Origin of the sequence: Micromonospora sp. WMMD735 (assembly GCF_049178995.1) — a bacterium.
Taxonomy (GTDB): Bacteria; Actinomycetota; Actinomycetes; order Mycobacteriales; family Micromonosporaceae; genus Micromonospora; species Micromonospora wenchangensis.
Window position 1 is genome coordinate 242,569 of the sequence record NZ_JBMHMJ010000002.1, and the last position, 26,703, is coordinate 269,271.

Here is a 26,703-nt window from a genome sequence, read left to right on the forward strand (position 1 = left end):
CCGGTCGCTGACCGCGCCCAACCCGGCCGGACAGGCCGCGATGATCGTGCGCGCCTACACGGAGGCGGACGTCGATCCGGCCACCGTGGGATATCTGGAGACCCACGGCACCGGCACCGAGCTGGGCGACCCGGTCGAGGTCAACGGGCTGCGGCTGGCCTTCGACGAACTGGCACGCCGGCACGGCCGGCCGCTGCCCGACGACCCGTTCTGCGCACTCGGCGCGGTCAAGGCGAACATCGGCCATCTGGAGTCCGCCGCGGGCGTGGCCGGACTGGTCAAGGTCCTGCTGGCGATGCGGCACGGCGTCCTGCCGCCGGTGGCCGGGCTCGGCGAACCGAACCCGCACCTGCGCCTGGACGGCGGCCCGTTCCAGCTGATCCGCGAGGCGACGCCGTGGCACCGACCGCCGGGCGGCCGCCGCCGCGCCGGGGTCAGCTCCTTCGGGTACGGCGGGGTCAACGCCCACGTCGTGGTGGAGGAGCCGGCGGCCCCGGCCGTCCCGACGGCGTCGACCGGCCCGTGGGTGTTCCCCCTGTCGGCCCGCACCGCGCAGGCGCTGCACCGCTACGCGCTGGCGCTGCGTGCCGCCGTGGACACCGACGTCGAACTGGCGGACGTGGCGCACACGCTGCAGCACGGCCGGGACGCCATGACCGTGCGGCTGGCGGTGACCGCCGGTGACCGGGCGACGCTCGTCGCGGCCCTGACCGCGGCGATCGACGGCACCGGTCACGCCGCGCTGGCCCACCCCGACGGCGTCACGGCGGCCGACCGGTGGACGGCCGGCGCCGACGTCGACTGGCCGGACACCGGCGGCACCCTGATCCCGCTACCCACCTACCCGTTCGAGCGACGTCGGTGTTGGACCGACCCCCGGCCGGAGACGGTTGCCGGGGCCGGCGGGCCGGCGGTCAGCTACGCACCGCGCTGGCGGCAGATCGCGGACCTGGGAACCCACCTGCCGGCGACCGGGACCGTCTGGCTGCTTGGCGACGGCGACTACCCGGCCGCCGACGTGCACCGGGTCACCTCCGCGTCGCTGGAGTCGCTGCCCACACCCGCCGTGGTGCACGCGGTCGTCACCGGCGGCGAGCCGGCCGTCCTGCACCTGTTCCGGGTGATCCGACATCTGCAGACCCGGCCCGGTGGCGCGGGCGACCTCACGCTGACCGTGGTCACCCGGGCCGCTGCCGCGGTGGACGGACCGGTCGTCGACCCGGTCGCGGCGGCCGCGCACGGGCTGGTGAAGTCGACCCGCCGCGAGTGCGAGCGGTGGCGGGTCAGCGCCATCGACGTCGGCCCCGCCGACCCGACGCTGGTCGCGGCCGCCACGCCCGGCGACTACGCGGTGCGCTCGGGCCGCTGGTACCGGCGGGTGCTCCAACCGCTGCACGACGCCGGTACCCGTCCCGTGTTCCGCGACGGCGGGACGTACGTGCTGGTCGGCGGGGCCGGGGACGTCGGCCTGGACGTGGCCGAACACCTGGTCCGCAGCCACCGCGCCCGGGTGGTGCTGGTCGGGCGGACCCGCCCTGCGGGCGAGCGGGCAGCCCGGATCAGCGCCCTCGACCCGACCGGGACCCTGGTGGACTTCCAGCAGGCGGACGCCCGCGACGCCGACCGGATGCGGGCGGTGTTCGACCGGCTCGGCGTGGTCCACGGGGTCGTGCACGCGACCACGGTGGCGCGTGACCGCTCGCTCGCCGCGCTGGACGAGGACTGGTTCGTCGAGGGGCTCATCGCGAAGACCCGGACCACGCTGGCCGTGGCCGAGGCGATCGGTGACCGCCGGTTGGACTTCTTCGCGATCTTCTCCTCGCTGCAGTCGTTCCTCGGCAATCCGGGCCAGGCCACCTACGCCGCGGCCTGCACCGCCCAGGACGCCATCGGCCACGCGCTCGCCGCCCGGCTGCCGTACCCCGTCCGGGTCCTGAACTGGGGACCGTGGTCGGGCTCGACGCTCACCGAGCGTCACCGCAGCCGGTTGGCCGCGGCAGGTTTCCATCCACTCCCGCCCCGTACGGGCATCGAGGTGCTGGCCGGCGTGCTCGACCGGCCGGAGATTCAGGTGGTGGTCATGTCGGGCACCGAGAGCGCCCTGAACGGGATCGGCGTGGAGACGACGGGCCAGTCACCCGGCGTCGCGGCCGTGGAGCCCTGGCGGGAGGCGGTGGCCGCCGAAGCCCCCTGGCGGGAGGCGGTGGCCGCCGAAGCCCCCTGGCGGGAGCCGGTGGCCGCCGAGCTGCTGGCCATGGTGCGTGCGGTGGCCGGGCTCAGCGTGGCCGAACTGGGCGAGGACGACCAGCTCAACCGGTTCGGCTTCGACTCCATCATGTACACCAGGCTCAGTCACCAGGTCAACGTGCGATGGGACCTGGACGCGACCCCCGCGGCGTTCTTCGGGGTGTCCACCGCCAGGGAGCTGGTGGCGAAGATCCTCGACGAGTACGGGGCGGAACTGGCCCGCCACCACCGCCCCCGGACCTCCGCCGCGCCGACCTCCGCCGCGCCGGCCCCGCCCGCGCCGACCCCGGCCGCTCCGGTCACCGTGGCCCCCCGGAGCATCGCTCCGGCCGCGCTGACCGGGCCCGTCCCGGACCCGCAGCCGACCGCCGAGGACGGGGTGGCGATCGTCGGAATGGCCGGCATGCTGCCCGGCTCCGACGACCTGGACGAGTTCTGGGCCCACCTCGTCGCCGGCGACGACCTGGTCACCGAGATTCCACCGGACCGCTGGGACTGGCGGCGCATCCACGGCACCCCCGAACCGGGCGAGTTCCGCACCACCGCCCGCTGGGGCGGCTTCCTGCGCCGGGTGGACCTGTTCGACGCGGAGTTCTTCGGTGTCTCGCCCACCGAGGCGACCGCGATGGACCCGCAGCACCGTCTCGTCCTCGAGGCGGCCTGGACGGCGATCGAGGACGCTGGCATCCGCCCCTGCGATCTCGCCGGCTCCGACACCGGCGTGTTCGTCGGCAGCAGCACCTACGACTACTTCGAGCTCCAGCACGCCCTGGCGGTGCCGCTCGACGGGTACCACACCGTCGGCCGGGCGCACGCGATCCTGTCCAACCGGGTGTCGTACCTGCTGGACCTGCACGGCCCGTCCGAGACGATCGACACCGCCTGCTCGTCGTCGCTGGTCGCCGTGCACCACGCGGCGGAGGCGATCCGCAGCGGGGAGTGCACGGTGGCGCTGGCCGGCGGCGTCAACGTGATCGCGTCACCGACGCTGTTCGTGGACATGAGCCAGGCCGACATGCTCAGCCCGGACGGTCGCTGCCGGGCCTTCGACGCCCGCGCCAACGGCATCGCCCGCGCCGAGGGCGCCGGCATCGTGGTGCTCAAACGACTCAGCGCCGCCCTCGCCGACGGCAACGTCATCCACGGTGTGCTGCTCGGTAGCGCGATCAACCACGGCGGGCGCAGCAACTCGCTCACCGCGCCGAACCCGGCGGCCCAGGCCGCCTGCATCGTCGCCGCGCACCGTCGGGCCGGGACCGACCCGCGCACGGTGACCTACGTCGAGACCCACGGGACCGGCACCGAGCTGGGCGATCCGGTCGAGATCGAGGGACTCAAGACCGCCTTCCGTCAGCTGTACGCCGATCGTGGCATCGACGGCGGGGGACATCGGGTCGCGCTGGGCGCGGTGAAGAGCAACACCGGTCACCTGGAGGCGGCCGCCGGGGTGACCGGACTCATCAAGGTGCTGCTGGCCATGCGGCACAGGGAACTACCCGGCAATCCACACCTGGAGACGCTCAACCCGCACCTGCGGCTCGACGGCAGTCCACTGCACGTGCTGCGCGGCAACGAGCCGTGGCGGCCCGCCGTCGACCCGGACGGCGTCGAGGTTCCACTGCGCGCCGGCCTGAGCTCGTTCGGTCTCGGCGGTGTCAACACGCACCTGGTCCTGGAGGAGTTCCCCGTCCGGCCCGGTGCCGGTCGGCCCGGCCCGCACCTGTTCGTGCTGTCGGCCCGGGACGCCGAGCGGCTGCGCGGGTACGCCGAACACCTGGTCCGCTGGGTGCGGGACGCCACCGACGTGGACCCGGCGGCCCTGGCCTACACGTTGCAGACCGGCCGGGAGGTCTTCGCCCAACGGCTCGCCGTGGTCGCGGACGGCACCGCGGCACTGGAGCGACGCCTGACCGGGTGGCTGGCCGGGACGAGCGACGACGGCGTCAGCGTGGGCGACGGCCGGGGGACCGCCACCGCGTTGCTGCTGGACGGCGTCGAGGGACGGCAGTACCTGCGCGCCGTGATGACGGCCGGAAAGCTCGACAAGATCGCCCGGCTGTGGGTGGACGGTGCCGCGATCGACTGGGCCGACCTGTGGCCGGGGGAGCCCGTACGGCGGATCGCCGCCCCGACCTCCGCCTTCGCCCGGCAGAGCTACTGGATCACGCCCGGACCACGCTTCGACCGGGTGCAGGCCGCGGCGACCGGGCTCGTCGCAGCCGATCCGGCGCAGGTCGTCGACGCGGTGCCGGAGGCGGTACCGCCGGACCCGGCACCGGTGGGCGCGGTGGCCCCCGCACCCACGGCCACCGGCACCGGCGGCGACCCGGAGGCGGCGGTACGCGACCACGTCCGCGACCTGCTCGCCGCGCACCTGGGGATGGACCCGGACCGGCTGTCGCCCGACCGGGTGCTCTCCGACGTCGGCGTGGACTCGCTGGGCCTGCGTCGCCTCAGCCGCCGCCTCGGGGCCACCTACGGTGTCGACGTACCGACCCGTCTGTTCAACGTCGGGCAGACCGTACGCGCCCTGGCCCGGACGATGCACGAGACGTACGGGCCGCTGCCCGCAGCCGTCGCGCCGGCACCCGTCCCGGCCCCTGCCCCGGGCAACGGGATCGGCGCCCTGCTGGCCGGGCTGCGCGACGGATCGGTCAAGGTCGACGACGTGCTGGCCGACCTGCGGTGGGGAAACGGCCGATGAGCCCGGCACTGCGGGACATCCTCGCCGCCGTCGCCGCCGGTGAGCTGCCCGACGACGTCGCCGAGTCGCTGTTGCGCGGCCTGACCGGTCCGGGACCGGAGACGGCCGGACCGTACCCGTTGAGCCGCGGTCAGGCGGCACTCTGGGCGATCCACGCCAGCCGGCCCGGCACCACCTCGTACAACCTCCCGTTGGGGCTGTGGCTGGGTGACGGGGTCGATCCCGGGGTGCTCACCCGGGCCCTGGTCGCCGCGGTGCAGCGGCAGCCGGGGCTGCGGATCGCCGTCCGCCTGGACGGGGGCACACCGGTGCAGGAGATCGTCGAGCGACCGGTCGAGGTGGTGCGGCTCGACCTGGGGCACGTCACCGACGGGGAGTTCACCGCCCGGGTCCGACGTCTGGTGCACACCCCGTTCGACCTGGAACACGACCCACTGCACCGGATGTGGTTGATCACGGCACCCGGGGACCGCACCCTGCTGCTCCTGGTGTTCCACCACCTGATCACCGACGGGATCTCCAGCCACCTGGTGCTGCGCGACATCGTGGCCTGCCACGACGCGCTGGCCGGCCCCGGCGTCCTGCCACCCGTCGAACCGGCCGCCAGCTACCGCGAGTTCGTCCGCCGGCAGCAGGAACTGCTCGACGGGCCGGCCGCCGCGACGCACCGCCGCTGGTGGCTCGACCGGCTGGCCGGCGCGTCCAGCGGGCCCGTCCTCGACGCGATCACCGACCGGCGGCGGACCGGGCCGGCCACCGGGGACACCGGCGCGATGGTGCAGTTCCGCCTGCCGCAGGCCAGCTGGGCGGCCGTTCGCCGCACCGCCGGCGCGGCCGGGCTCACCCCGTTCAGCGTGCTGCTGGGCGCCTTCAGCGTGCTGCTGCACCGGCACTCCGGCCATCGTGACGTCAGCGTCATGGTGCCGACCGACGGCCGGATCTCCGAGCGGTTCGACCGCACCGTGGGCTACCTGATCAATCCGGTCGTGGTGCGGGTGGACTGCGACCCACGGCGCAGCTTCGCCGAGCTGATGACCGCCGTGCACGACCACATGGCGCAGGCCGAGGAGCACAGCGACTACCCGTTCGCGGCCGTGGTCGGCGACCTGCGCCGCGAATCCGGCGCCGCGGTCTCCTTCGACATCGGCTTCTACCTCCAACAGGGTGTCGGCGGCGACCAGGACATGGCCGCCGGGCAGACCGTCTTCCACGACGCCCTCGAACTCACCCAGGAGGGCGAGAACCCGCTGGTCGTCGAGGTCGTGGTGCGCGGACCAGCGGCGCTGGTGTACGTCAAGTACGACCGTGAGCTGTTCGACCGGACCACGGCCGAGCGGCTGGCCGAGCACTTCCGGCTGCTGCTTGCGGCCGTCACCGCCGACCCGGGGCAGCGGATCGGTGACCTCGCCCTCACCACCGCGCAGGAGCACGCCCTCGTCGAGCGGGCCAACGCCACCCGGGTCGGGCGGCCGTACGACGTGACCGTGGCCGATCTCGTGCTGGCCCGCGCGGCGTCGGCCCCGGAGCGGGTCGCGGTGGTCGACGCCGACGGCACGACCGGCTTCGGTGAGCTGGCCGGGCGGGTGCACGCCCTGGCGCGAACCCTCGGTGCCGCCGGGGTGACCCGTGGCGACCTGGTCGGCGTGCTGTCCGGCCGGCGGGCCGCGATGATCGCGGCGATGCTGGCGGCGCACACCGTCGGTGCCGCGTACGTGCCGCTCGACCCGGACTTCCCACCCGCCCGCCTCGCCCACGTCTGCACCGACGCCGGTCTCGCCGCGGTCCTCGTCGACCCCGCGTACGCCGACCGCCTGCCCGCCACGGCACCGGGCACCCGGATTCCGCTCGACGGCACCGCCACCGCGGCCCCCGGTCCGGTGGTCGCCTGCCGCGACGACGACCTCGCGTACGTGCTGTACACCTCCGGCTCCACCGGCCAGCCCAAGGGCGTCGAGGTCACCCACGGCAACCTGGTCAACTTCCTCACCGCGATGGCCGAGCAGCCCGGCTGCGCCGACGACGACGTGCTGCTGGCCGTCACCACGGCCGGGTTCGACATCGCCGGCCTGGAACTGCTGCTGCCGCTCACCCGGGGCGCCACCGTCCACCTCGCACCGGCGGAGGTCACCCGCGACGGCTTCGCGCTCGCCCGTCTGCTCGACGACAGTGGCGCGACGATCGTCCAGGCGACCCCGGCCACCTGGCAGATGCTGCTGGCCGCCGGCTGGCGCGGCCGGGTGCCCCGGCTGCTCTGCGGTGGGGAGGCGCTGAACGCCGAACTGGCGGCGGAGCTGCTGGACCGGGCCGGCGAGCTGTGGAACATGTACGGCCCGACCGAGACCACGATCTGGTCCTCGGCGCTGCGGGTACGCCGCGACCGGCCGATCACCGTCGGCACCCCGATCGCGAACACGACGTTCCACCTCGCCGGCCCGGACGGTGACCCGGTCCCGTTCGGCGCCACCGGGGAACTGCTGATCGGCGGGGACGGCGTCGCCCGGGGCTACCGGGGCCGTCCCGAGCTGACCGCCGAGCGTTTCGTCGTGCGGGACGGGCAGCGCCGCTACCGCACCGGGGACCTGGGCCGGTGGACCGACAACGGCGAGATGCTGCTGTCGGGCCGGGCCGACCGGCAGGTCAAGCTACGTGGCCACCGCATCGAGCTGGGCGAGATCGAGGCGGCGATCCGCCGTACCGGCGTGACCACCGAGGCGGGCGTGGTCCTGCGCGACGAGCAGCCGCGCCTGGTCGCCTTCGTCGTCGCCGACCCTGAGGCTGCCGCGACGGTCGTCGCGCGGATCGGGGAGTGGCTGCCGGCGTACATGATCCCGTCCCGGACCGTGCCTTTGCTGCGGCTGCCGATGACCCCGAACGCCAAGGTCGACACCGTCCGGCTCGCCACCGCCCCGCTCGACGAGCTGATCCGTGACCTCGGCCACCCGCAGACGCCACGGGCACCCCGGCCGGACGACAGCGGCCGGCTGCTGGCCACCCTGCGGGAGCTGGCCGCGGGAGTGGCCGCCGTCGACCCGGACGAGATCCCGGTGGACCGGCCGCTCGGCGAGGCCGGCTTCGACTCGGTCGGTTTCACCCGCCTGGCGATGGCGGTCCGCGTCCGCTTCGGCGTCCCGGTCAGCCCCACGCTCTTCTACGCCCACCCCGTCCTCACCTCCCTCGCGGCGCACCTGGGCGCCACCCACCCGGCAGCGGTCACGGACAGCGGACCCGACGCCGGGTCGCCGACGGTGACGCCGGTCCGGGTCGCCGGATCCGACGCACCGCCGCCGCGCACCGGCTATCCGCCGGTGGCGATCGTCGGCGTCGGCGGCCGGTTACCGGCGTCCGGGTCGCTGCGCGAGTTCTGGACGCACCTCGCCGAGGGCCGGGACCTCACCGAGCCCTACCCGGTGGGGCGCGGCTTCTCCGCGCGGCTGTTCCCGGAACGGTTCCGCGGATCGTTCGTGCGGGACGTCGACGCCTTCGACGCGGCGCGGTTCCGGATCTCGCCGCGCGAGGCGGCTCAGATGGATCCGCAGCACCGGCTCCTGCTGCACGCCGCCGACGAGGCGCTGCTCGACGCCGGGCTTCGGCCCGCGGCGCTGGCCGGGAGCCGCACCGGGGTCTTCGTCGGTCTCAGCGGCGCCGACTACCTGAGTCTGCTGCCCCCCGGATCGCCGGACATGGGTGACCACTTCCTGATCGGCAACGTCGCGTCGATCGCCGCCAACCGCATCTCGTACGTGTACGACCTGCGCGGCCCCAGCGCGGTCTACGACACCGCCTGCTCCAGCTCCCTGGTGGCGATCCACCGCGCGGCCCGTGCCCTGCACCTCGGCGACTGCGAGCTGGCCCTGGCCGGCGGCGCGAACCTGCTGCTGTCCCCCCACGGGTTCACCGGCCTGCGTCGGGCCGGCATGCTCAGCCCCGACGGCAGGTGCAAGACCTTCGACGAGCGCGCGGACGGCTACGGCCGGGGCGAGGGCGTGGTGCTGCTGGCGCTCAAGCTGCTGGACCGGGCGGTGGCCGACGGTGATCCGGTGCACGCCGTGCTGATCGGCTCGGCCGAGAACCACGGCGGCCACACCCACTCCCTGACCGTGCCCAACCCGCAGGCTCAGCGCGACGTCCTGATCGCGGCGCACCGGGCGGCGGCGGTGCCACCCGACACGATCGGCTACGTCGAGGCGCACGGCACCGGGACACCGCTCGGCGATCCGATCGAGGTGGACGCGCTGCGGGAGGCGTTCGCGCAGCTGTACCGCGACTGGGGACTGCCGGTCGTGCCGGGGCGCACCGGACTCGGCTCGGTGAAGGCCAACATCGGCCACCTCGAGGCCGCCGCGGGTGTCGCCGGAGTGGTGAAGGTGCTGCTGAGCATGCGACACCGGCTGCTGCCCGGCCTGGTCGGCCTGTGCACCCCCAACCCGATGATCGATCTGACCGGCAGCCCGTTCCGGCTCCAGGCCGAGACACAGCCCTGGGAACCGGCTGGGGGCGTACCGGCACGCGCCGGCGTCAGCTCCTTCGGCATGGGCGGCAGCAACGTCCACGTCGTGGTGGCGGAAGCGGAGAGGCAGTGATGGGCAACAGCACCGAGGACCGCGCCGCCCGGCTGATCGTCCTGTCGGCCGCCGGCCGCGAACAGCTCGACCGGTACCGCACCGAGCTGGTGGCATGGTTGCAGGCGCACCCGCAGACGACGCTCGACCAGATCGAGAACACCCTGTGGACGGGCCGGGAGGAGCTGGCGGAACGGCTCGCCGTGGTGGTGACCAGCGTCGCGGAGCTGACCGAACGGCTCCGTGACGGCACGGGGACCGTCACCGGCACGGCCACGCGCACCACCGGTGAGCCGGTCGTGACCGGCGACCCGCACGAGGCTGCCAGGCTGTGGGTCGCGGGTGCCGCGGTGGCCCCGCCGCAGCGCACGGGCCGGCGACCGGCCCGGCTGTCACTACCGCAGCCGCCGCCGGTGACCCACCGGTACTGGATCGACCCGCCGGCCACCCTCGCCGCCGATCCGGCCGAGCGGACCCTCACCGGCGACGAGTTCTACCTGCGCGACCACGCCCTGGGCCAGGTGCGCATCCTGCCCGCCGTCGTGGCCCTCGAATTCGCCGTCGACGCCGCCGCCCGGGCCGGGCACGGCACCGCGACGGGCGTCGAGAACGTCATCTGGGCCCGACCGGTGGTGCTCACCGGCGAGCCGGTCCGGGTGCGGGTGCGCCTGGTGCCCGCCCCCGACGGCGTCGCCTACGAGCTGCGCCGCGTCGACGGCACCCGGGACGGGGAGCTGTGCTCGACCGGGACCCTGCGCTTCGACGACGTCGAGACGGTGGCCCCCCTCGACCTGACCGCCGTGCGTGCCCGCCTGCCCCGCACCGCCTCGGCGGACGACTGCTACGCGGTCTTCACCGCGCTCGGCGGCGGGTACGGACCGAGCCTGCGCGGGTTACGCGGCATTCGTAGCACCCCCGGCGAGGCGCTGGCCGAGGTCGGCGTGCCGGACGCCGCCGACCTGCCGTTCGAGGACTTCACCCTGCACCCCTCCCTGCTGGACGCGATGCTGCAGGCGGCGCTCTGGACCGCCGCCGACCCGTCCGCCCCGCGCCCGCGCGAGCTGCCATTCTCCATCGACCGGGTGGAGATCCTCGGGCCGCTGCCGGAGCACGGGTACGTCCACGCCGTCGCCACCGGCACGGGACACGACATCGCCCTCGCCGCCGCCGACGGCCGTGTCGCCGTCCGGCTGCACGGTGTCGTCACCCGCGCGGTCCGGGACCAGGCCGACGCGGTGGCCACCCACCTGCTGGCCCAACGGTGGCGGGACGCCCCGGTGCGCCCCGCTGTCCCGGCGGGGCGCACCGTGGTGCTGGACCCCGGCTCGGACAGCCCCTTCCCGAGCCCCGACCCGCTGGTGGTGGTCCGCCTCGGCGACGACGATCCGCTACCCGGCCTGATCCGGCTCTTCCGGGCCTGGGCCGCGCAGCCGAGCCGGCGGCCGGTCCGGGTGCTGCACGTGTTCCGACCGTCCGGTGCGGCCACCGACGCCCGCCTGCTGGCCCTGGACGGCATGGCGCGCAGCATCGCCAACGAGCATCCGGACTTCCGGGTCGCGGTGATCACCACCGATGACGCCGACCCGCGGGCGGTCGCCGCCGGGGAGGCCGCCGCCGAACACGAGTTCCGGGTCCGGTACGCCGCCGGCGGCCGGCAGGTGGCCCGGTGGGAGCCGATCGTCCCGGCACCCGCCCCGACGCCGCTGACGCCGCACGGGACGGTGCTGGTCACCGGCGGCGCCGGCGTGATCGGCCGACACCTGGTCACCCACCTGGGGCCGTCGGCGCGGTACGTGCTGACCGGGCGGTCCGCCGACGCCGACCTGAGCGTCCTGCGTGCCGCCGGGATCGACGTGCACTACCTGTCCTGCGACCTGGGCGCGCCGGGCGCGGCCGAGCGGTTGGTCGCGCGGGTCCGTGAGACGTTCGGGCCGCTGCGGGGGGTGCTGCACCTGGCCGGCGTCACCCGTGACTCGTTCCTCCTGCGCAAGACCGACGAGGAGATCGCCGCGGTGCTGGGGCCCAAGGTTCACGGCACGCTCGCCCTGGACCGGGCCACGGCCACGGACCCGCTCGACTTCTTCGTCTGCTTCTCCTCGATGTCCGGGGCGGGCAGCCCGGGACAGGCCGACTACGCCTACGCCAACCGCTTCCTCGACGCGTTCACCGCCTGGCGACGCGACAGCGACCGGCCCGGCCGCAGTCTCAGCGTGCTGTGGTCGCTGTGGGCCGACGGCGGGATCCGGATGGACGCCGACGACGCCACGCAGGACCGCATCGTCCGCCGCTCCGGGTTGCGTCCACTGCCGACCGCGGCCGCCCTGGCCGCCTGGGACAGGGCGTTGGGCCACGACGGCGACCACGTGCTGGTCGCGCACGGGGAGTTGGACCGCATCCGGCAGCTGCTCGACGCGCCGGCACCGGTCCCGGCAGCGGCACCGGCCCCGGCGGCGACGCCGGCCGACGCCACCGCTGCGGTCACCGCGGTCGCCGAGGAGTTCCTGCGGGGCGTGCTGGCCGAGGTCTTCGACTACCCGCCGGAGGACATCGACGCGGACACCGCGTTCGAGCAGTACGGCATCGACTCGCTGCTGATCATGGACCTGACCCGGCGGCTCGAGGACCACTTCGGATCGCTGCCGAAGACCCTCTTCTTCGAGTACCAGGACCTGCGCGGCCTCGCCGGCTGGTTCGCCGAGCAGCACGGCGCCCGCCTGACCGAACTCGTCCCGACGACACATCCGGCACCGGAGCCGCCGGTGGTCCCGGCCGCGGTGACGGCCCCGCGACCCGACCACGCCGCACCCGGGTCCCCGCAGCCGGAGCCCATCGCGATCGTCGGCGTCGCGGCCAGGTTCGCCGAATCCGACACCCTCGACGAGTTCTGGGCGAACCTGCGGGCCGGCCGCGACCTGATCACCGAGATCCCGGCGGACCGCTGGGACTGGCGTGACTACGACCAGGCCACCCCGGCCGACCGGGCGGCCCGGTACAGCCGGTGGGGCAGCTTCCTGCGGGGCATCGACCGCTTCGACCCGCTCTTCTTCGGCATCTCCCCCCGGGAGGCGGAGATCATCGACCCACAGGAGCGGCTGTTCCTCCAGACCGCCTGGCACGCCATGGAGAACGCCGGACACACCCGGGCCGGCCTGCGGGGCCGCCGCGTCGGGGTCTACGCCGGCGCCATGTACGGCCTCTACCAGCTCCACGAGGCCGCCGACGGCCGGATCGGCGCGTCGTCGCACGCGTCCATCGCCAACCGCGTCTCGTACACCCTGGGCCTGACCGGTCCCAGCCTCGGCGTGGACACCATGTGCTCCTCCTCGCTGACCGCCATTCACCTCGCCGTCCGCGACCTGCGCTCCGGTGAGACCGAGATGGCCTTCGCCGGGGGTGTCAACCTGCACGTCCACCCCTACAAGTACCGGTTCCTCGGCCAGGGCGGCTTCACCTCCAGCGACGGCCGGTGCCGCAGCTTCGGTGCGGACGGTGACGGCTACGTGCCCGGCGAGGGCGTGGGCGTGGTGCTGCTCAGACCGCTGTCGGCCGCCATCCGGGACGGCGACCACATCCACGGCGTCATCCTCGGCACCTCCGTCAACCACGGCGGCAGGACCAACGGTTTCACCGTGCCCAACCCGGTCGCCCAGAGCGACCTCGTGGAGCGGGCGCTGGCCGAGGCCGGCGTCACGGCCGCCTCGCTCGGTTACCTGGAGGCGCACGGCACCGGTACCGCCCTCGGCGACCCGGTGGAGATCCGGGCGCTGGCCCGCGCTCTGGACGCCTCCGGCCTACCCCGCGACAGCCTGCCGATCGGCTCGGTGAAATCCAACATCGGCCATCTCGAGTCGGCCTCCGGGATGGCCGGACTCTGCAAGGTGCTCCTGCAGATCCGGCACGGGGAACTCGTACCGTCGTTGCACGCGGACCCGGTGAACCCGAACATCGACTTCGCCTCCACGCCGCTGCGGGTGCAGACCGAGGTGGCCCCCTGGCCCCGCCGGGGCGGGCAGCCGCGCCGCGCCGGCATCAGCTCGTTCGGCGCGGGCGGAGCCAACGCCCACCTGGTGGTCGAGGAACACCTCGCCGCGCCCCCTGCGGCCGCCGCGCCGGGCCCCCGGCTCTTCCCGCTGTCGGCCCGTACGCCGGAAAGCCTGCGCCTGCTGGCCGGGCGGCTCGCCGACGCCGTGGCCGACGGCCCCGCCGACCGGCTCGCCGACGTGGCGTACACCCTGCAACAGGGACGTGAGGCCTGGGCCGACCGCATGGTGGTGCTCGCCTCGACGGCGGACGAGCTGGTCGACCGGCTGCGCGCGGGCACCGGAGACGGCGTGTGGACGGGTAGCGTCCGCGGCCGCAACGCCTCCCGTGCCGTCGTTGCGGCCGGCACGGACCTTTCGGGCCTGGCGGCGGCCTGGACCGCCGGCGCGACAGTCGACTGGGGTGGCACCGGTCGGCGGCTGCCGCTGCCCGGCTACCCGTTCGAGGAACTGCGCTGCTGGATCACCGAGCAGACCTGGGCACCGCCGACGGTCGGACCGGCCACGCACCCGCTGCTCGGCGCGATCGATCCGGCCGGCAGCATCACCGGACTGACCTACCGAACCACCTTCCCACCCGGGCATCCGCTGATCGACGGACACCGCGTCGGCGACATGCGCCTGCTTCCCGCCGCGGCGGTCCTGGAGATGGCCCGGGCGGCCGCCGCGACCGTCGGCCACCCGGTGCCGGTCCGCCTGCGCGATGTCCGCTGGCTGCGCCCGTTCGTGGTCGCCGACGCCACCCGCCGCCTCGCGACCCGGCTGCGCAGCGACGGCACCGGCCTGGTCTTCTCCCTGCTCGACGACGCCGGTGACCTGGTGGCCGAGGGGGGCGTCGAGACACTGACCGGCACCGTGCCGGAGCCCGTCGCGGTCGAGCGGATCCGGACGGCCCTGCCGCACCGGCACGACGGGGCGGCCGTCTACGCCGACCTCGCCGCCGCCGGCCTGGTCTACGGCCCCGCCCTGCGTGCCGTCGAATGGATCGTGTCGGGCACCGGGGAGGCGCTGGCCAGCCTGCGCCTGCCCAGCGGGGCCGCCCCGTTCGCCGGCTGCGCGCTGCCGCCCGCCCTGGTCGACGGGGCACTGCACACGTTCGCGGTGCTGCGCGACCCCACCGACGGACCGGCGATGGTGCCGTTCGCGCTCGCCGCCGCCGAGGTTTTCGCGCCCCTACCGGACCAGGTGTACGCCCACGTCCGGGCCGTCGGCCCGGACCGGTACGACCTGACCCTGACCGACCGGGCCGGCGGCGTCTGCGTCCGGCTACGTGACCTGGCCCTGCGCCCGGCTCCCGGGGCGCGGGCGTCCCGGGTCGGGTCCGCCGTGGCCGGGCCGGCGGTGGACGACCTGATGTACGTACCCCGCTGGTCCCCGACTCCGGCCGAGCCCCTGACCGTGGACGACCCGGACACCTGGGTGATCGGTCCTGCCGCCGCCGCTCCGCTCGCCGCCGTCCTCGCCGCCCGGCTCGGCGGTGCGGTCACCGACATCGGTGCCGACGGCTCCGTCGTACCGCCCGGGCGGCCGGGCCACGTGGTCGTGCTCTCCGGCCCTGCCACCGGCCGCACCGACGACCTCGCCGCCCTCGACCGCGCGCAGGAGCACGGCGTCCTGGCCCTGTTCCGCGTCGCCAAGGCGTTACAGCGGTCGGGTGCCCCGGTACGGCTCACCGTGGTCACCGAAGACGCCCTGAGCACCGGCCCGGAGCCGGTCGGCAACCCCTACGCGGCGAGCCTGCACGGACTGGCCCTCTCCCTGGCCCGGGAACACCCGCGCTGGCGGGTGGCGGTGGTCGACCGCTCGTCGACCGATCCCCTGTCCGCCGACGTCCTCGACGTGCCCGCCGGCGGCCCGTACGCCCTGCGCGCCGGTGTCCTGCACCGGCGGAGCCTGGTCCCCGTCACCGCCGCCGCACCCCGCGAGGCGATCCGCCACGGGGGCGTCTACCTGATCCTCGGCGGCGCCGGAGGTATCGGCCTGGAGCTGACCGAATGGCTGGTACGCGGCTACCGGGCGAGGGTGGTGCTGGTCGGCCGCAGCGAGCTGGACGACGGACGTCGGGAACGACTGCGCCGCCTGGACCCGGCCGGCGAGCTGGTGTCGTACCGCAGGGCCGACGCCACCGACCCGGCGGCACTCGCCGACGTGGTCACCGCTGTCCGGAGCCGGCACGGCGCGTTGCACGGGGTCGTGCACGCCACCATCGTGCTGCGTGACCAGATCGTCGCCACGATGACCGAGGAGACCTTCCGGACCGTCCTCGACGCCAAGACGCGGACCTCGGTGGCACTGCACCACGCCATCGCCACCGCCGCCGGGCTCGACTTCGTGCTGTTCTTCTCCTCCGCGGTGGCGCTGTCGGGCAGCGCCGGGCAGGCCAACTACGCCGCCGGATCGACGTTCGAGGACGCGTTCGCGCAGCACCTCGACGGCGTCCTGCCCGCCCGTTCGGCCGTCATCAACTGGGGCTACTGGGGCACCGTGGGCATCGTCGCGGACGAACGGTACCGGCAGCGACTGGCCCGGACCGGAATCCGGTCGATCACCCCGGCGGAGGGCATGGCGGCGGTGCACGACGTGCTGGGTCGTACCGACCGGCAGGTCGTGGTGATCAAGGCGGACGCCGGTGTGCTGGCCGCCGCCGGGGTCGAGCGGCCGGGGGACCCGGCCGGCGACGACGAACTGGCGCCGTCGGCGGCCGCCCTGGCACCGGTCGCGCCGCTGTTGACCGACGCCGACCAGGCGTCGCTGGACGGGATCGTGACCGGCTGGCTGTGGGAGCTGTTCCGCAACGAGGGCGTGTTCCGCAGCGACGACGAGCGGTGGACCGCCGCCGACGTCCAGCGACGGCTGCGGATCGCCGACGGGCAGTCCCGGCTCTTCGCCGAACTGCTGCGGGTGCTCACCGCGGCCGGCTTCCTGCGCGACGACGGCACCGCGCTGGTCCCCACGAACCGGTCGGCCCCGGTGGACCCGGAGAACGAGCTGATCGCACTCTGCGCGCGCCAGCCGGCACTGAACCGCATCGACCGCCTGCTGAGGCCCTGCATGCGCGACCTGTTCGGAGTGCTGAGGGGCAGCGTGCGCGCCACCGAGGTGATGTTCCCCGGCGGGTCCACGGCGTTGGTGGAGGACGCCTACCGGGGCAGCCCCGTCGTCGACCGTGCCAACGAACTCGTGGTGGCCGCGGCGCTGGACCGGGTCGGCCGGCTGGGCGGACCGGTCACGGTCGTCGAGATCGGGGCCGGGACCGGTGGCACCACCGCGAGCCTGCTGCCCGCCCTGACCGCCACCGGCAGGGATCTGACCTACGTGTACACCGACATCTCACCCGCGTTCCTGCAACACGGCCGGCAGCGGTTCGCCGAGCGCTACCCGACGGTGCGCTTCCAACGACTCGACATCTCCGGCGACCCGGCCGCGCAGGGATTCCCGCCCGGCGAGGCGGATCTCGTGGTGGCGGCCAACGTCCTGCACGCCACCCCGGACCTGCTGCACACCCTGCGCGCGGTCGCGGCGCTGCTCAAACCGGGCGGACACCTGGTGCTCAACGAGGCCAGCAACAACGCCGTCACCACGACGCTCACCTTCGGCCTGCTCGACGGCTGGTGGCTGCACCGCGACACCGGCCTGCGCCTGCCCGGATCCCCCCTGCTGTCCGGGGCCGGCTGGCGCACCGCGCTCGAACTGGCCGGGTTCGCCCGCAGCCGGGCCTTCCCCGCCGACCGGGCGCTCACCCAGCACGTCGTCGTCGCGGCCACCGGCCCGGCCCCGGCGACACCCGTGCCGGCGGTGTCGCAGCCGAGCCCCGGCGACGCGCAGCCGCTGGCCGAGCCCGCCCGCGAGGCGACAGCCGGGTCGCCGCCGCGCACCGGCGACGCGCAGCGGCTCGTCGAGGCCGCCCGCGAGTACGTCAAGGACGCGTTCGTCCAGGTCCTCCAGGTACCCCGCGACCGGCTGTGGCTGGACGAGACGTACGAGAACTTCGGGGTCGACTCGTTGACCGTGCCCCGCATCGCCGACCTGCTCGCCGAACGGATGGGGGACCTGCCGGCCACCCTGCTGTTCGAGCACCCGACCATCCGCGAGGTCGCCGACCATCTGGTCGAGCGGTACCCGCAGAGCGTCAGGGGCCTGCTGCCCGCCGAACCCCCGCCCGTACCGGTGGTCGGTCCGGCGGCACCGTCCGTGCCGGCGGCGACGGTCGAGCCCGCCGGGCGACCGACGCCGACGACGGACACCCGGATCGCCGTGATCGGCATGGCCGGCCGGTACCCGCTCGCCGACGACGTCGACACGTTCTGGGCCAACCTGCGGGCCGGCCGGGACTGCGTCCGCGAGGTGCCGGCCGACCGCTGGGATCCGTCGGTGGTCTCCGAGGTGGACGGCAGACCGGTCAGCCGGTGGGGCGGCTTCCTCGACCACATCGACGAGTTCGACCCGCGGTTCTTCCAGATGTCGATGCGCGAGGCGGAACTGACCGACCCGCAGGAGAGACTGTTCCTGCAGACCGCCTGGCACACCCTGGAGGACGCCGGTTATCCGCACGCCCGGCTCCGGGGCAGCCGCGTGGGCGTCTACGTCGGCGTCATGTACGGCCACTACCAGCTCCTGGAGGACGAGCGCGGGCTGGCCGGGGGAATGGGCTACGCGTCGATCGCCAACCGGGTGTCGTACGTCCTGGACCTGCACGGCCCGAGCCTGGCTGTCGACACCATGTGCTCGTCGTCCCTGACCGCCATCCATCTCGCCTGTACGGCACTGGCCGCCGGGAGCGCGGACTACGCGCTGGCGGGCGGCGTGAACCTCACCCCACATCCGCGCAAGTACCGGCAACTCGCGGCCGGTGGGTTCACCGGCGACTCCGGACGGTGCCGCAGCTTCGCGGCCGGCGGCGACGGCATGGTCCCCGGCGAGGGTGTCGGCGCTGTCCTGCTCAAGCCGCTGGCCGCCGCCGAACGCGACGGTGACCGCATCCTCGGAGTCATCCTCGGCAGTGCCGTCAACCACGGCGGCAAGACCGGCGGGTACGCCGTACCCAGCCCGGGTGCCCAGAGCGAGGTCGTCACCAGCGCCCTGCGGGCCGCCGGCGTCGACCCGGCCACCGTGTCGTACGTGGAGGCGCACGGCACCGGCACGGCGCTCGGCGATCCCGCCGAGATCGCCGGCCTGACCCGGGTGTTCGGCGACGCCCCCGCCGCCTCGATCGCCATCGGCTCGGTGAAGTCGTCCGTCGGTCACCTGGAGTCTGCGGCGGGCATCGCGGGTCTGACGAAGGTGCTGCTGCAGATGCGGGTGGGGGAACTCGCGCCGTCACTGCACGCCGAGGAGCTCAACCCGGCCGTCGACTGGGCGGGCGTCCCGTTCCGCGTGCAGCGCGAGGTGGCCCCGTGGACCGGCCCGCAGCCACTGCGTGCCGGGGTCAGCGCCTTCGGCGCCGGCGGCTCCAACGCGCACGTCCTGGTCGAGCAGTACCGGGCCGGATCACCCTCCGGCGTCGTACCGGTGCCGGCCGTCTTCCCGTTCTCGGCGCGCGACGTGCAGGCGTTGCGCCGCGTCGTCGAGCGGATGCTGGACCGGTTGCGCGGTGGGGCGGCCGGACCCGGCCTGTCCGAGATCGCCTCGGCCGCCGGGGTGCCGGTCACCGCCGTCGACGAGCCGCTCGACGAACTCGGCCTGGACCCCGCCGTGATCATGCGGCTGGCCGGGCGGGACAGCACCCTGAACGTCGGGACCGTGCACAGCGGATCGACCCTGCGTCAGCTTGCCGCGGCCCTGCCGGCCGCTGCGGACCTCGACCTCGACCGGCTGGCCTACACGCTGCAGACCGGGCGCGAGGCGATGGCACACCGGCTCGCCGTGGTCGCCCGTCGGCCCGACGAGCTGATCGACCAGCTTGAGTCCTTCCTCGCCGGACGGCCGTCGGGCTGGACCGGTGTGGTCACCGCGGAACCCGGCCCCCCGGTCGCGCCGGGCACGGACCCGCGCGACGTCGCACGCCGCTGGGTCGCCGGCGACGTGATCGACTGGCGGGGGACGCCCGGCCGCGGACCGGAGCCGCTGTCGCTGCCCGGGTACCCGTTCGAGCGGGTCCGCTGCTGGATCCGGTCCGCCGGGCCGACGGCCGCCACGCCGGTGCCGGACCGGCCGACCGGCCCGCGCCGCCCCGCGCTGGACACCGTGCTGCGACTGGTCAGCGGAATCAGCGGCTATCCGGTGACCGACCTTGACCCGGATGCGTCGTTCCACGATCACGGGCTCGACTCGCTGGCGCTGCTGAGGCTGGCCGGTGACGTCGCCGCCGCGTTCGGGGTGCCGGTCGGCCCGGACCAGCTGCTGGCCACCCCGACCGCCACGGCCCTGGCCGGGTGGCTCACCCGCGACGACCCGCGTGCGGCACCGGATCCGTCCGGTCCGCCCGGGACGGACGATCCGGTGGTGATCGTCGGCATGGCCGGGGTGCTGCCGGGCTCCGCCGATCTGGACGAGTTCTGGGCCAACCTGGAACGTGGCGGGGACCTCTTCTCCGACGTGCCGGCCGACCGGTGGGACGTGCGGGAGCACCACGGCGATCCCGCCGGTCACCCGGAACACACCCGGGTGACCCGGGCCGGTTTCATCGCCGACGTCGACCGGTTCGACCCGCTGTTCTTCGGCATCTCCCCCCGGGAGGCCCGCTGGATGGACCCGCGGCAGCGGTTGCTGATGCGTACGGTGTGGGCTGCGCTGGAGGACGCCGGCATCGACCCCGGCGACCTGGCCGGCACCGACACCGGGCTCTTCGTGGGCGTCGGTTCCTCCGAGTACGCCGAGCTGATCCAGCGTTCCGGTACCGCCACCGACGCCTACTCGTCGACCGGTCTCGCCCCGTCGATGCTGGCCAACCGCATCTCCTACCAGCTCGACCTGCACGGTCCCAGTGAACCGGTGGACACCGCCTGTTCCAGTTCGCTCGTCGCGCTGCACCGGGCGGCGGAGGCGCTGCGCCTCGGACGGTGCGGCACCGTCATCGTCGCCGGTGTCAGCCTGATGCTGTCCCCGGTCACGTTCGCCTCGCTGGAACGCGCCGGGATGCTCAGCCCGGACGGTGTCGGCCGGGCGTTCGACGCCGACGCGGCCGGCTACGTACGCGGCGAGGGGGTCGGCGTCGTGGTACTCACCCGGCTCAGCCGGGCCCGGGCCGACGGCAACCCCATCCTGGCGGTGCTACGGGGCAGCGCGGTGAACCACGGCGGCCGGGCCAACTCGTTGACCGCACCCAACCCGCGTGCCCAGGCCGAGGTGATCCGACAGGCGCACCGGGAGGCGGCGGTCGACCCGCGGACGATCGGATACCTGGAGACGCACGGCACCGGCACCGTCATCGGTGACCCCGCCGAGACCAACGGGTTGCGCGAGGCGTTCGCCGACCTCTACCGCGACTGGGGCCACGGGACGCCGGCCCGGCCGCACTGCGCCCTCGGGGCGCTGAAGAACACCATCGGCCATCTCGAACCGGCGGCGGGTATAGCCGCCGTGCTGCGGGTCCTGCTGTCGCTGCGGCACGGCCGGATCACCGGCGACCCGCACGGCCCGCGGCCGAACCCGCACCTGGGTCTGGAGGGCACGCCGTTCGAGTTGGCGACGGGGCTGCGGGAGTGGCCGCCGCCCGCGCCGGCAGTGCCACGCCGCGCCGGGGTGAGCGCCTTCGGGTACGGCGGAGCCAACGCCCACGTCGTCCTCGAGGAGTACCCGAGCCCGCAGCCGCACCCGCCGACGGGACCTGTGGTGTTCGTCCTGTCCGCCAGGGACGGCGACCGGCTGCGGGCGTACGCGCGTGCCTTCGCCGACCGGCCGGACCGGTGGGCGCACGACCTGGCGGGCACCGCGTACACCCTGCAGGTGGGGCGTGGGGCGTACGCTGAGCGGCTGGCGTTCGTCACGGACTCCGCCGAGCACGCCGTCACCACACTGCGTCGGTTCCTCGCCGGTGACACCACCGGTCTGCACACCGGGCGGGTCGAGCGGGGCGCGAGCGGTGACCCGTACGACGGCCACGGCGACGACGAGACCGCTGCCGCCTGGGTACGGGGCGCGCGGGTGGACTGGCGTCGCCGGTGGGTGGACCGGCCCCGTCGGCGGTCCCTGCCGACGTACCCGTTCGCGCGGGAACGGCACTGGTTCACCGACGGCACGACGGCCCCGCCGATCAGCTACTTCACGGCGACCTGGCGGGACGAGCCGGTCCCGGCGCCCGGGGAGCACCCGGGCCGGGTGCTGGTCCTGGGTGACCTGCCGGTGCCGGGCGCGGTGCACGTCGTGGCGGGCGCAGAGTACCGCGACGACGGCACGGTGGTCACCATCCGGCCCGGCGAGCAGGACGACTACGCCCGGCTGCTGGCCGACCCGCCGACCCGGATCGTGCACCAGTGGCCGCTGCTCACGCCCGGCCGCGACGACCTGGGGATCGAGGCGATGTTCCGGATCGTCAAGGAGCTGACGGCCCGTGGCACCCGCGCCCCGGCCCGCATCCAGGTGCTGGTGCCGGAGGGTCCGCACGCCGAGGCGTGGGGCGGGTTCGACGTGTCGTTGCGGGCCGCGCTGCCGGGAACGAACGTCGGCGTCGTACGGGTCGAGGGCCCCACCGGTACCGACGAACTACTCGCCGAGATCGCTGCGCACCGGCTGTCGGGTCCGGCCGTACGGGTGTCGGTGACCGGCCGTACGGTCCGGGTGCTCAGCGAGATCCCCGCTGAGCCGGTCCTGCCCCCGCCGCTGCGCGACGGTGGCGTCTACCTGATCACCGGTGGTCTGGGCGGCCTCGGCGTGCTGCTGGCCCGGACGCTGCTCTCGCGTGGCGCCCGGGTCGCGCTGACCGGCCGCTCGCCGGCCGCCGAGCGCAGCGGTGCACTGGCGGAGCTGCGTGCCCACGGCGAGGTCGGGTACCACCAGGCGGCCGTCGACGACCGTGCCGCCATGGCCCGTGTCGTGGCGGAGGTGACCGCCGCCTGGGGCCCTCTCGACGGGGTCTTCCACCTGGCCGGCACCGTGTCGCGCACCCCGCTGCCCGGCAAGGGCCTCGACGAGTTCCGTGCGCACCTGCGGGCCCGGCTCACCGGGACCGTGGTTCTCGACGAGGTCACCCGCGACCAGCCGCTGGACGTGTTCGTGCTCTACTCGTCGCTGGCCGGGCAGCTCGGTGACTACGGTCTCCTGGACTACGCGGTCGGTGCCCGGTACCTCGACGGGTTCGCCGCCGCGCGGGAACGGGAGCGCCGCGCCGGACGCCGACGTGGTCGCACCGTGTCGGTGGACTGGCCGATGTGGCGTGCCGGCGGCATGCACGTGGACGCCGGGGACGAGCGCCGCTACCTGGCCGCCACCGGCTTCCGCTACCTGGAGGCGGCAGAGGGCGGGCAGGTGCTCGACCTGGTGCTGCGCCTCGACCGGGACCAGGTGGCCGTCCTGCCCGGTGAGCCGGCCGCGATGCGGGAGCTGGTGGCCGGGATGCGCCTACGTGAGGACGGCTACCCGGTGCCGACGTCCGCCCCGCACCCCGCTCCCGCTGTTCCCGCCCCGCACCCCGCTCCCGCTGTTCCCGGACCGGACGCCGCTCCCGCTGTTCCCGGACCGGACATCGCTTCCGGGCCGTACGTCGCTCCCGGGTCGGAGCTGGTCGGGCAGGTCCGCGGGTTGGTCGGCGAGATCCTCGGGATCGCCCCGTCCACGCTCGACCCGGAGGCCGGCTTCGGCGAGTACGGCCTGGACTCCTTCGGCCTGCAGAACCTGGCCGCAGCGCTGGCCGTCCGCTACGACGTGACCGTGCCGACCACGACGCTGTTCGCCGCCAACACCATCACCAAACTCGCCGCGCACCTCGCGGCCGAGCTACCCGCGACCCCGGCCGTCGCGCCGGTCGTACCCGAGCCGTTCGTATCCGCGCCGTTCGTATCCGCGCCGTTCGTCGCACCCGCATCCGTACCCGTACCCGTATCCGGGCCCGTCCCTCCGGCACCGGCGGACCACGAGCCGGTCGCGATCATCGGCCTGGCCGGGCGGCTGCCCGGCGCCGACGACCTGGACTCCTTCTGGCAGCACCTCGCGGCCGGCCGGGACCTGATCACCGAGACGCCCGCCGACCGGTGGGACTGGCGGGAGGTCGCCCGTCGCTTCGGCGGCACCGCCCGCTGGGGTGGCTTCCTGACCGACGTAGACCTGTTCGACCCGCTGTTCTTCCGCATCTCACCGGCCGAGGCGCAGGTCATCGACCCGCAGCACCGCCTGTTCCTGGAGCAGACGTGGGCTGCGCTGGAGGACGCGGGATGCCGCCCGGACCGGCTCGCGGGTGGCCGGGTGTGCGTCTTCGCCGGGGTGCAGTTCACCGACTACGAGTCGATGGTGCTCAACGGCGAGCACGTCAACGCGCACGCCGGCACCGGACTGGCCCGCACCATGCTGGCCAACCGCATCTCGTACCTGCTCGACCTGCGCGGCCCGAGCGAGAGCATCGACACCGCCTGCTCCAGCTCGCTGGTCGCCCTGCACCGCGCCGTCCGCTCGTTGCGCGCGGGGGAGAGCGACCTGGCCATCGCCGGTGGGGTGAGCCTCGTGCTGTCCCCGCAGACCGTCGTCGCCGGCAACCAGCTCGGTGTGCTCGCGCCCGACGGCCGGTGCAAGACGCTCGACGAGCGGGCCGACGGGTACGTCAAGGGGGAGGGCGTCGGCGTCGTCGTCCTCAAGCCGCTGTCCCGGGCCCTCGCCGACGGCGACCGGGTGCACGCGGTCATCCGCGGCAGCGCGGTCAACCACGGTGGCCGCGCCTCGTCACTCACCTCACCGAACCCCCTCGCACAGGCGGATCTGCTGGTCGAGGCGTACCGGGACGCGGACGTGCCGATCGAGACGGTGTCCTACGTCGAGCTGCACGGCACCGGCACCGCACTCGGTGACCCCGTCGAGATCGACGGCCTGGTCCGGGCCCACCGGACGCTGGCCGTCCGGCCCCCGGTCACCTGCGGCATCGGCACGGTCAAGAGCAACATCGGGCACCTGGAACCCGCCGCGGGCATCGCGGGTGTGATCAAGGTGGTGCTGGCGATGCGGCACCGACAGCTTCCGCCGACGCTGCACCTCTCCCGGCTCAACCCGCTGATCGAGCTGACCGGCACGCCGTTCGAGCCGGTCCGGCAGACCCGCCGGTGGGAGCCGCGCGACGCCGACGGCACGTCCGTGCCGCTGCGCGCCGGAGTCAGCTCGTTCGGCTTCGGCGGGGTCAATGCCCACGTCGTGCTGGAGGAACCGCCCGCGCCCGCGCCGTCACCGCCGGACACCGGACCGGAGGTGTTCCTGCTGTCGGCGCGCGACGAGGCCGCCCTGCACCGGTACGCCCGAGCGACCTGGACGTTCCTGGGGGACCAGCAGCCCGCCCTGTCGTCGTTGGCCCACACCTCGCAGGTGGGTCGGGTCCCGATGGCGGTGCGTCTGGCGTTGGTCTGCACGTCCGTGGCGCAGTTGCGGGACCTGCTCGCCGCGTTCCTGGCCGGCGACCTCGCGGCGGGTACCGTGGCCGGCGACCACGACTGGCTCACCGAGCCGGAGGGCGTCAGCTATCTGCGGCGGCTGGCCCGCGAGGGGCGGCTCGACCGGATCGCGCGGCTGTGGCAGGACGGCGCGGCCATCGACTGGGCTGCGCTGCGCACCGACCGACCTGCCCTCACCTCGATGCCGACGTACCCGTTCGCGCGGGAACGGCACTGGCTTCCCACCGGGTCCGACCCGACGTCGGAGGATTCCCGGCGGCTGCTGGTCAAAGCGTGGGAGCCGGCGTCGCTGCCGTCCGCGTCGGCACCGGACGAACCGGTGGTCCTGGTCGGTGCCGAGACCGAGGCGCTCGCGCTGGCGGCGTTCGGGGGGACCGCGCGGGTGGTCCGCCTGGACGACACCAGCGAGGAGACCGGCCTGCGGGCCGCCACCGCGATCGGCCGGGCAACGGTCGTGGTGGACCTCGTCGACCTGTCCGCGGTCCCGGTGGCCGAGGTGCACGTCGACTGGGCGCGCATCGTGCTGGCCCGGGAGCTGGTCGCGGCGAACCGGACCACCGGACTGGCCTACCTGCACCTGACGCGGGGGTTGGTGACCTTCGGCGTCGAGAACCCGACGCTGCGGGGAGCAGCGTTCGCGGGGCTGGTCCGGATGCTCACCGCCGAGTACCCCGCCGTGTCCGCCCGTACCGTCGACGTCGATGTCACGGACCCGGACGTGGTGCGCGACGTGGTCGCCGCGGAGCTGGCGGCGACCGATCCGGTCACCGAGGCGTGCGTGCGCGACGGCCTCCGGTACACCCCGGTGCTGCGGCCCGTGGACGCCTCCTCGGCACCGGCCCGGTGGTCGGCCGCGCTGGCCGGGCAGCCGGTGGTGATCACCGGTGGGACCGGTGCGCTCGGCCGGCTGCTGGCCGCCGAACTCGTCGCGCGGGGCGCGGACCGGCTGGTGCTGCTCGGGCAGTCGTCACTGCCCGCCCGGGAGACCTGGGCGGCCCTGATCGCCGCTGCGGACACCGATCCGGACCTGGCCGCCCGGCTCCGTGACCTCACCGCGCTGGAGCGCCCCGGGGTGCACCTGATGATCGAGAACACCCCGCTGGAGCGCGTCGGGCAGGTGCTCGACCGGGTACGACGGCAGTGGGGTCCGATCGCCGGCCTCGTGCACTGTGCCGGGCTGGGGGTGATGACCGACCCCGCGTTCATCGGCAAGCGCACCGCCGACATGCGCGCGGTGCTGGAACCGAAGACGACGGGCCTGCAGGCCGTGCTCGACGCGTGCGCGGACGACCCGCTGCGCTTCGTGGTGCTGTACTCGTCGGTCGCCGGTCAGGTGCCCACCCTGGCGGTCGGGATGAGCGACTACGCGGTGGCCAACTCGGTGCTGGACCGGGTGGCCGAGTACCGGACCGCCACCGGCACGGGTGTTCCGGTCTTCCGGTCGGTGCAGTGGCCGAGCTGGCAGGCGGCCGGCATGCCGGAGGTGGACACCCCGACCTACCGGGCCCGAGGGCTGCTGGCGCTGCCCCCGCGGGACGGCCTGGCGCTGCTGGACGCGGCGCTGGCCGGGCCCGACCCGGTCGTGCTGCCGTGCGTGGTGGACGCCTCCCGGTTCGACGCGCGTGCCCTCC

At 74.6% G+C, this 26,703-nt stretch carries 3 protein-coding genes (2 of these 3 cut by a window edge); all 3 read left to right on the top strand.

Going from position 1 to position 26,703, the window contains the following annotated elements; translation table 11 throughout:
* Tightly spaced (each overlapping or abutting the next), the 3 genes in view from ACN268_RS01405 to ACN268_RS01415 form a layout consistent with a single transcriptional unit that may run on beyond the window.
* Positions 1–4,951: the 3' portion of an SDR family NAD(P)-dependent oxidoreductase gene (locus ACN268_RS01405; protein ID WP_421481342.1), read on the top strand. 14,072 nt of this gene lie to the left of the window's left edge; the window shows 4,951 of its 19,023 coding nt (coding positions 14,073–19,023); its start codon lies off the left edge, out of view; the stop codon is at positions 4,949–4,951.
* Entirely contained in the window at positions 4,948–9,531 is a 4,584-nt protein-coding gene (locus tag ACN268_RS01410; RefSeq protein ID WP_421481343.1) for an amino acid adenylation domain-containing protein, read from the top strand. Before ACN268_RS01405 ends, ACN268_RS01410 begins: the two co-directional genes overlap by 4 nt.
* On the top strand, positions 9,531–26,703 hold the 5' portion of the coding sequence (locus tag ACN268_RS01415) for an L-histidine N(alpha)-methyltransferase (RefSeq protein WP_421481344.1). Its footprint extends 1,814 nt past the window's final position; 17,173 of the gene's 18,987 nt are visible here — the first part of the coding sequence; it begins with the start codon at positions 9,531–9,533; the stop codon falls past the right edge of the window. The genes ACN268_RS01410 and ACN268_RS01415 overlap by 1 nt, the downstream gene beginning before the upstream one ends.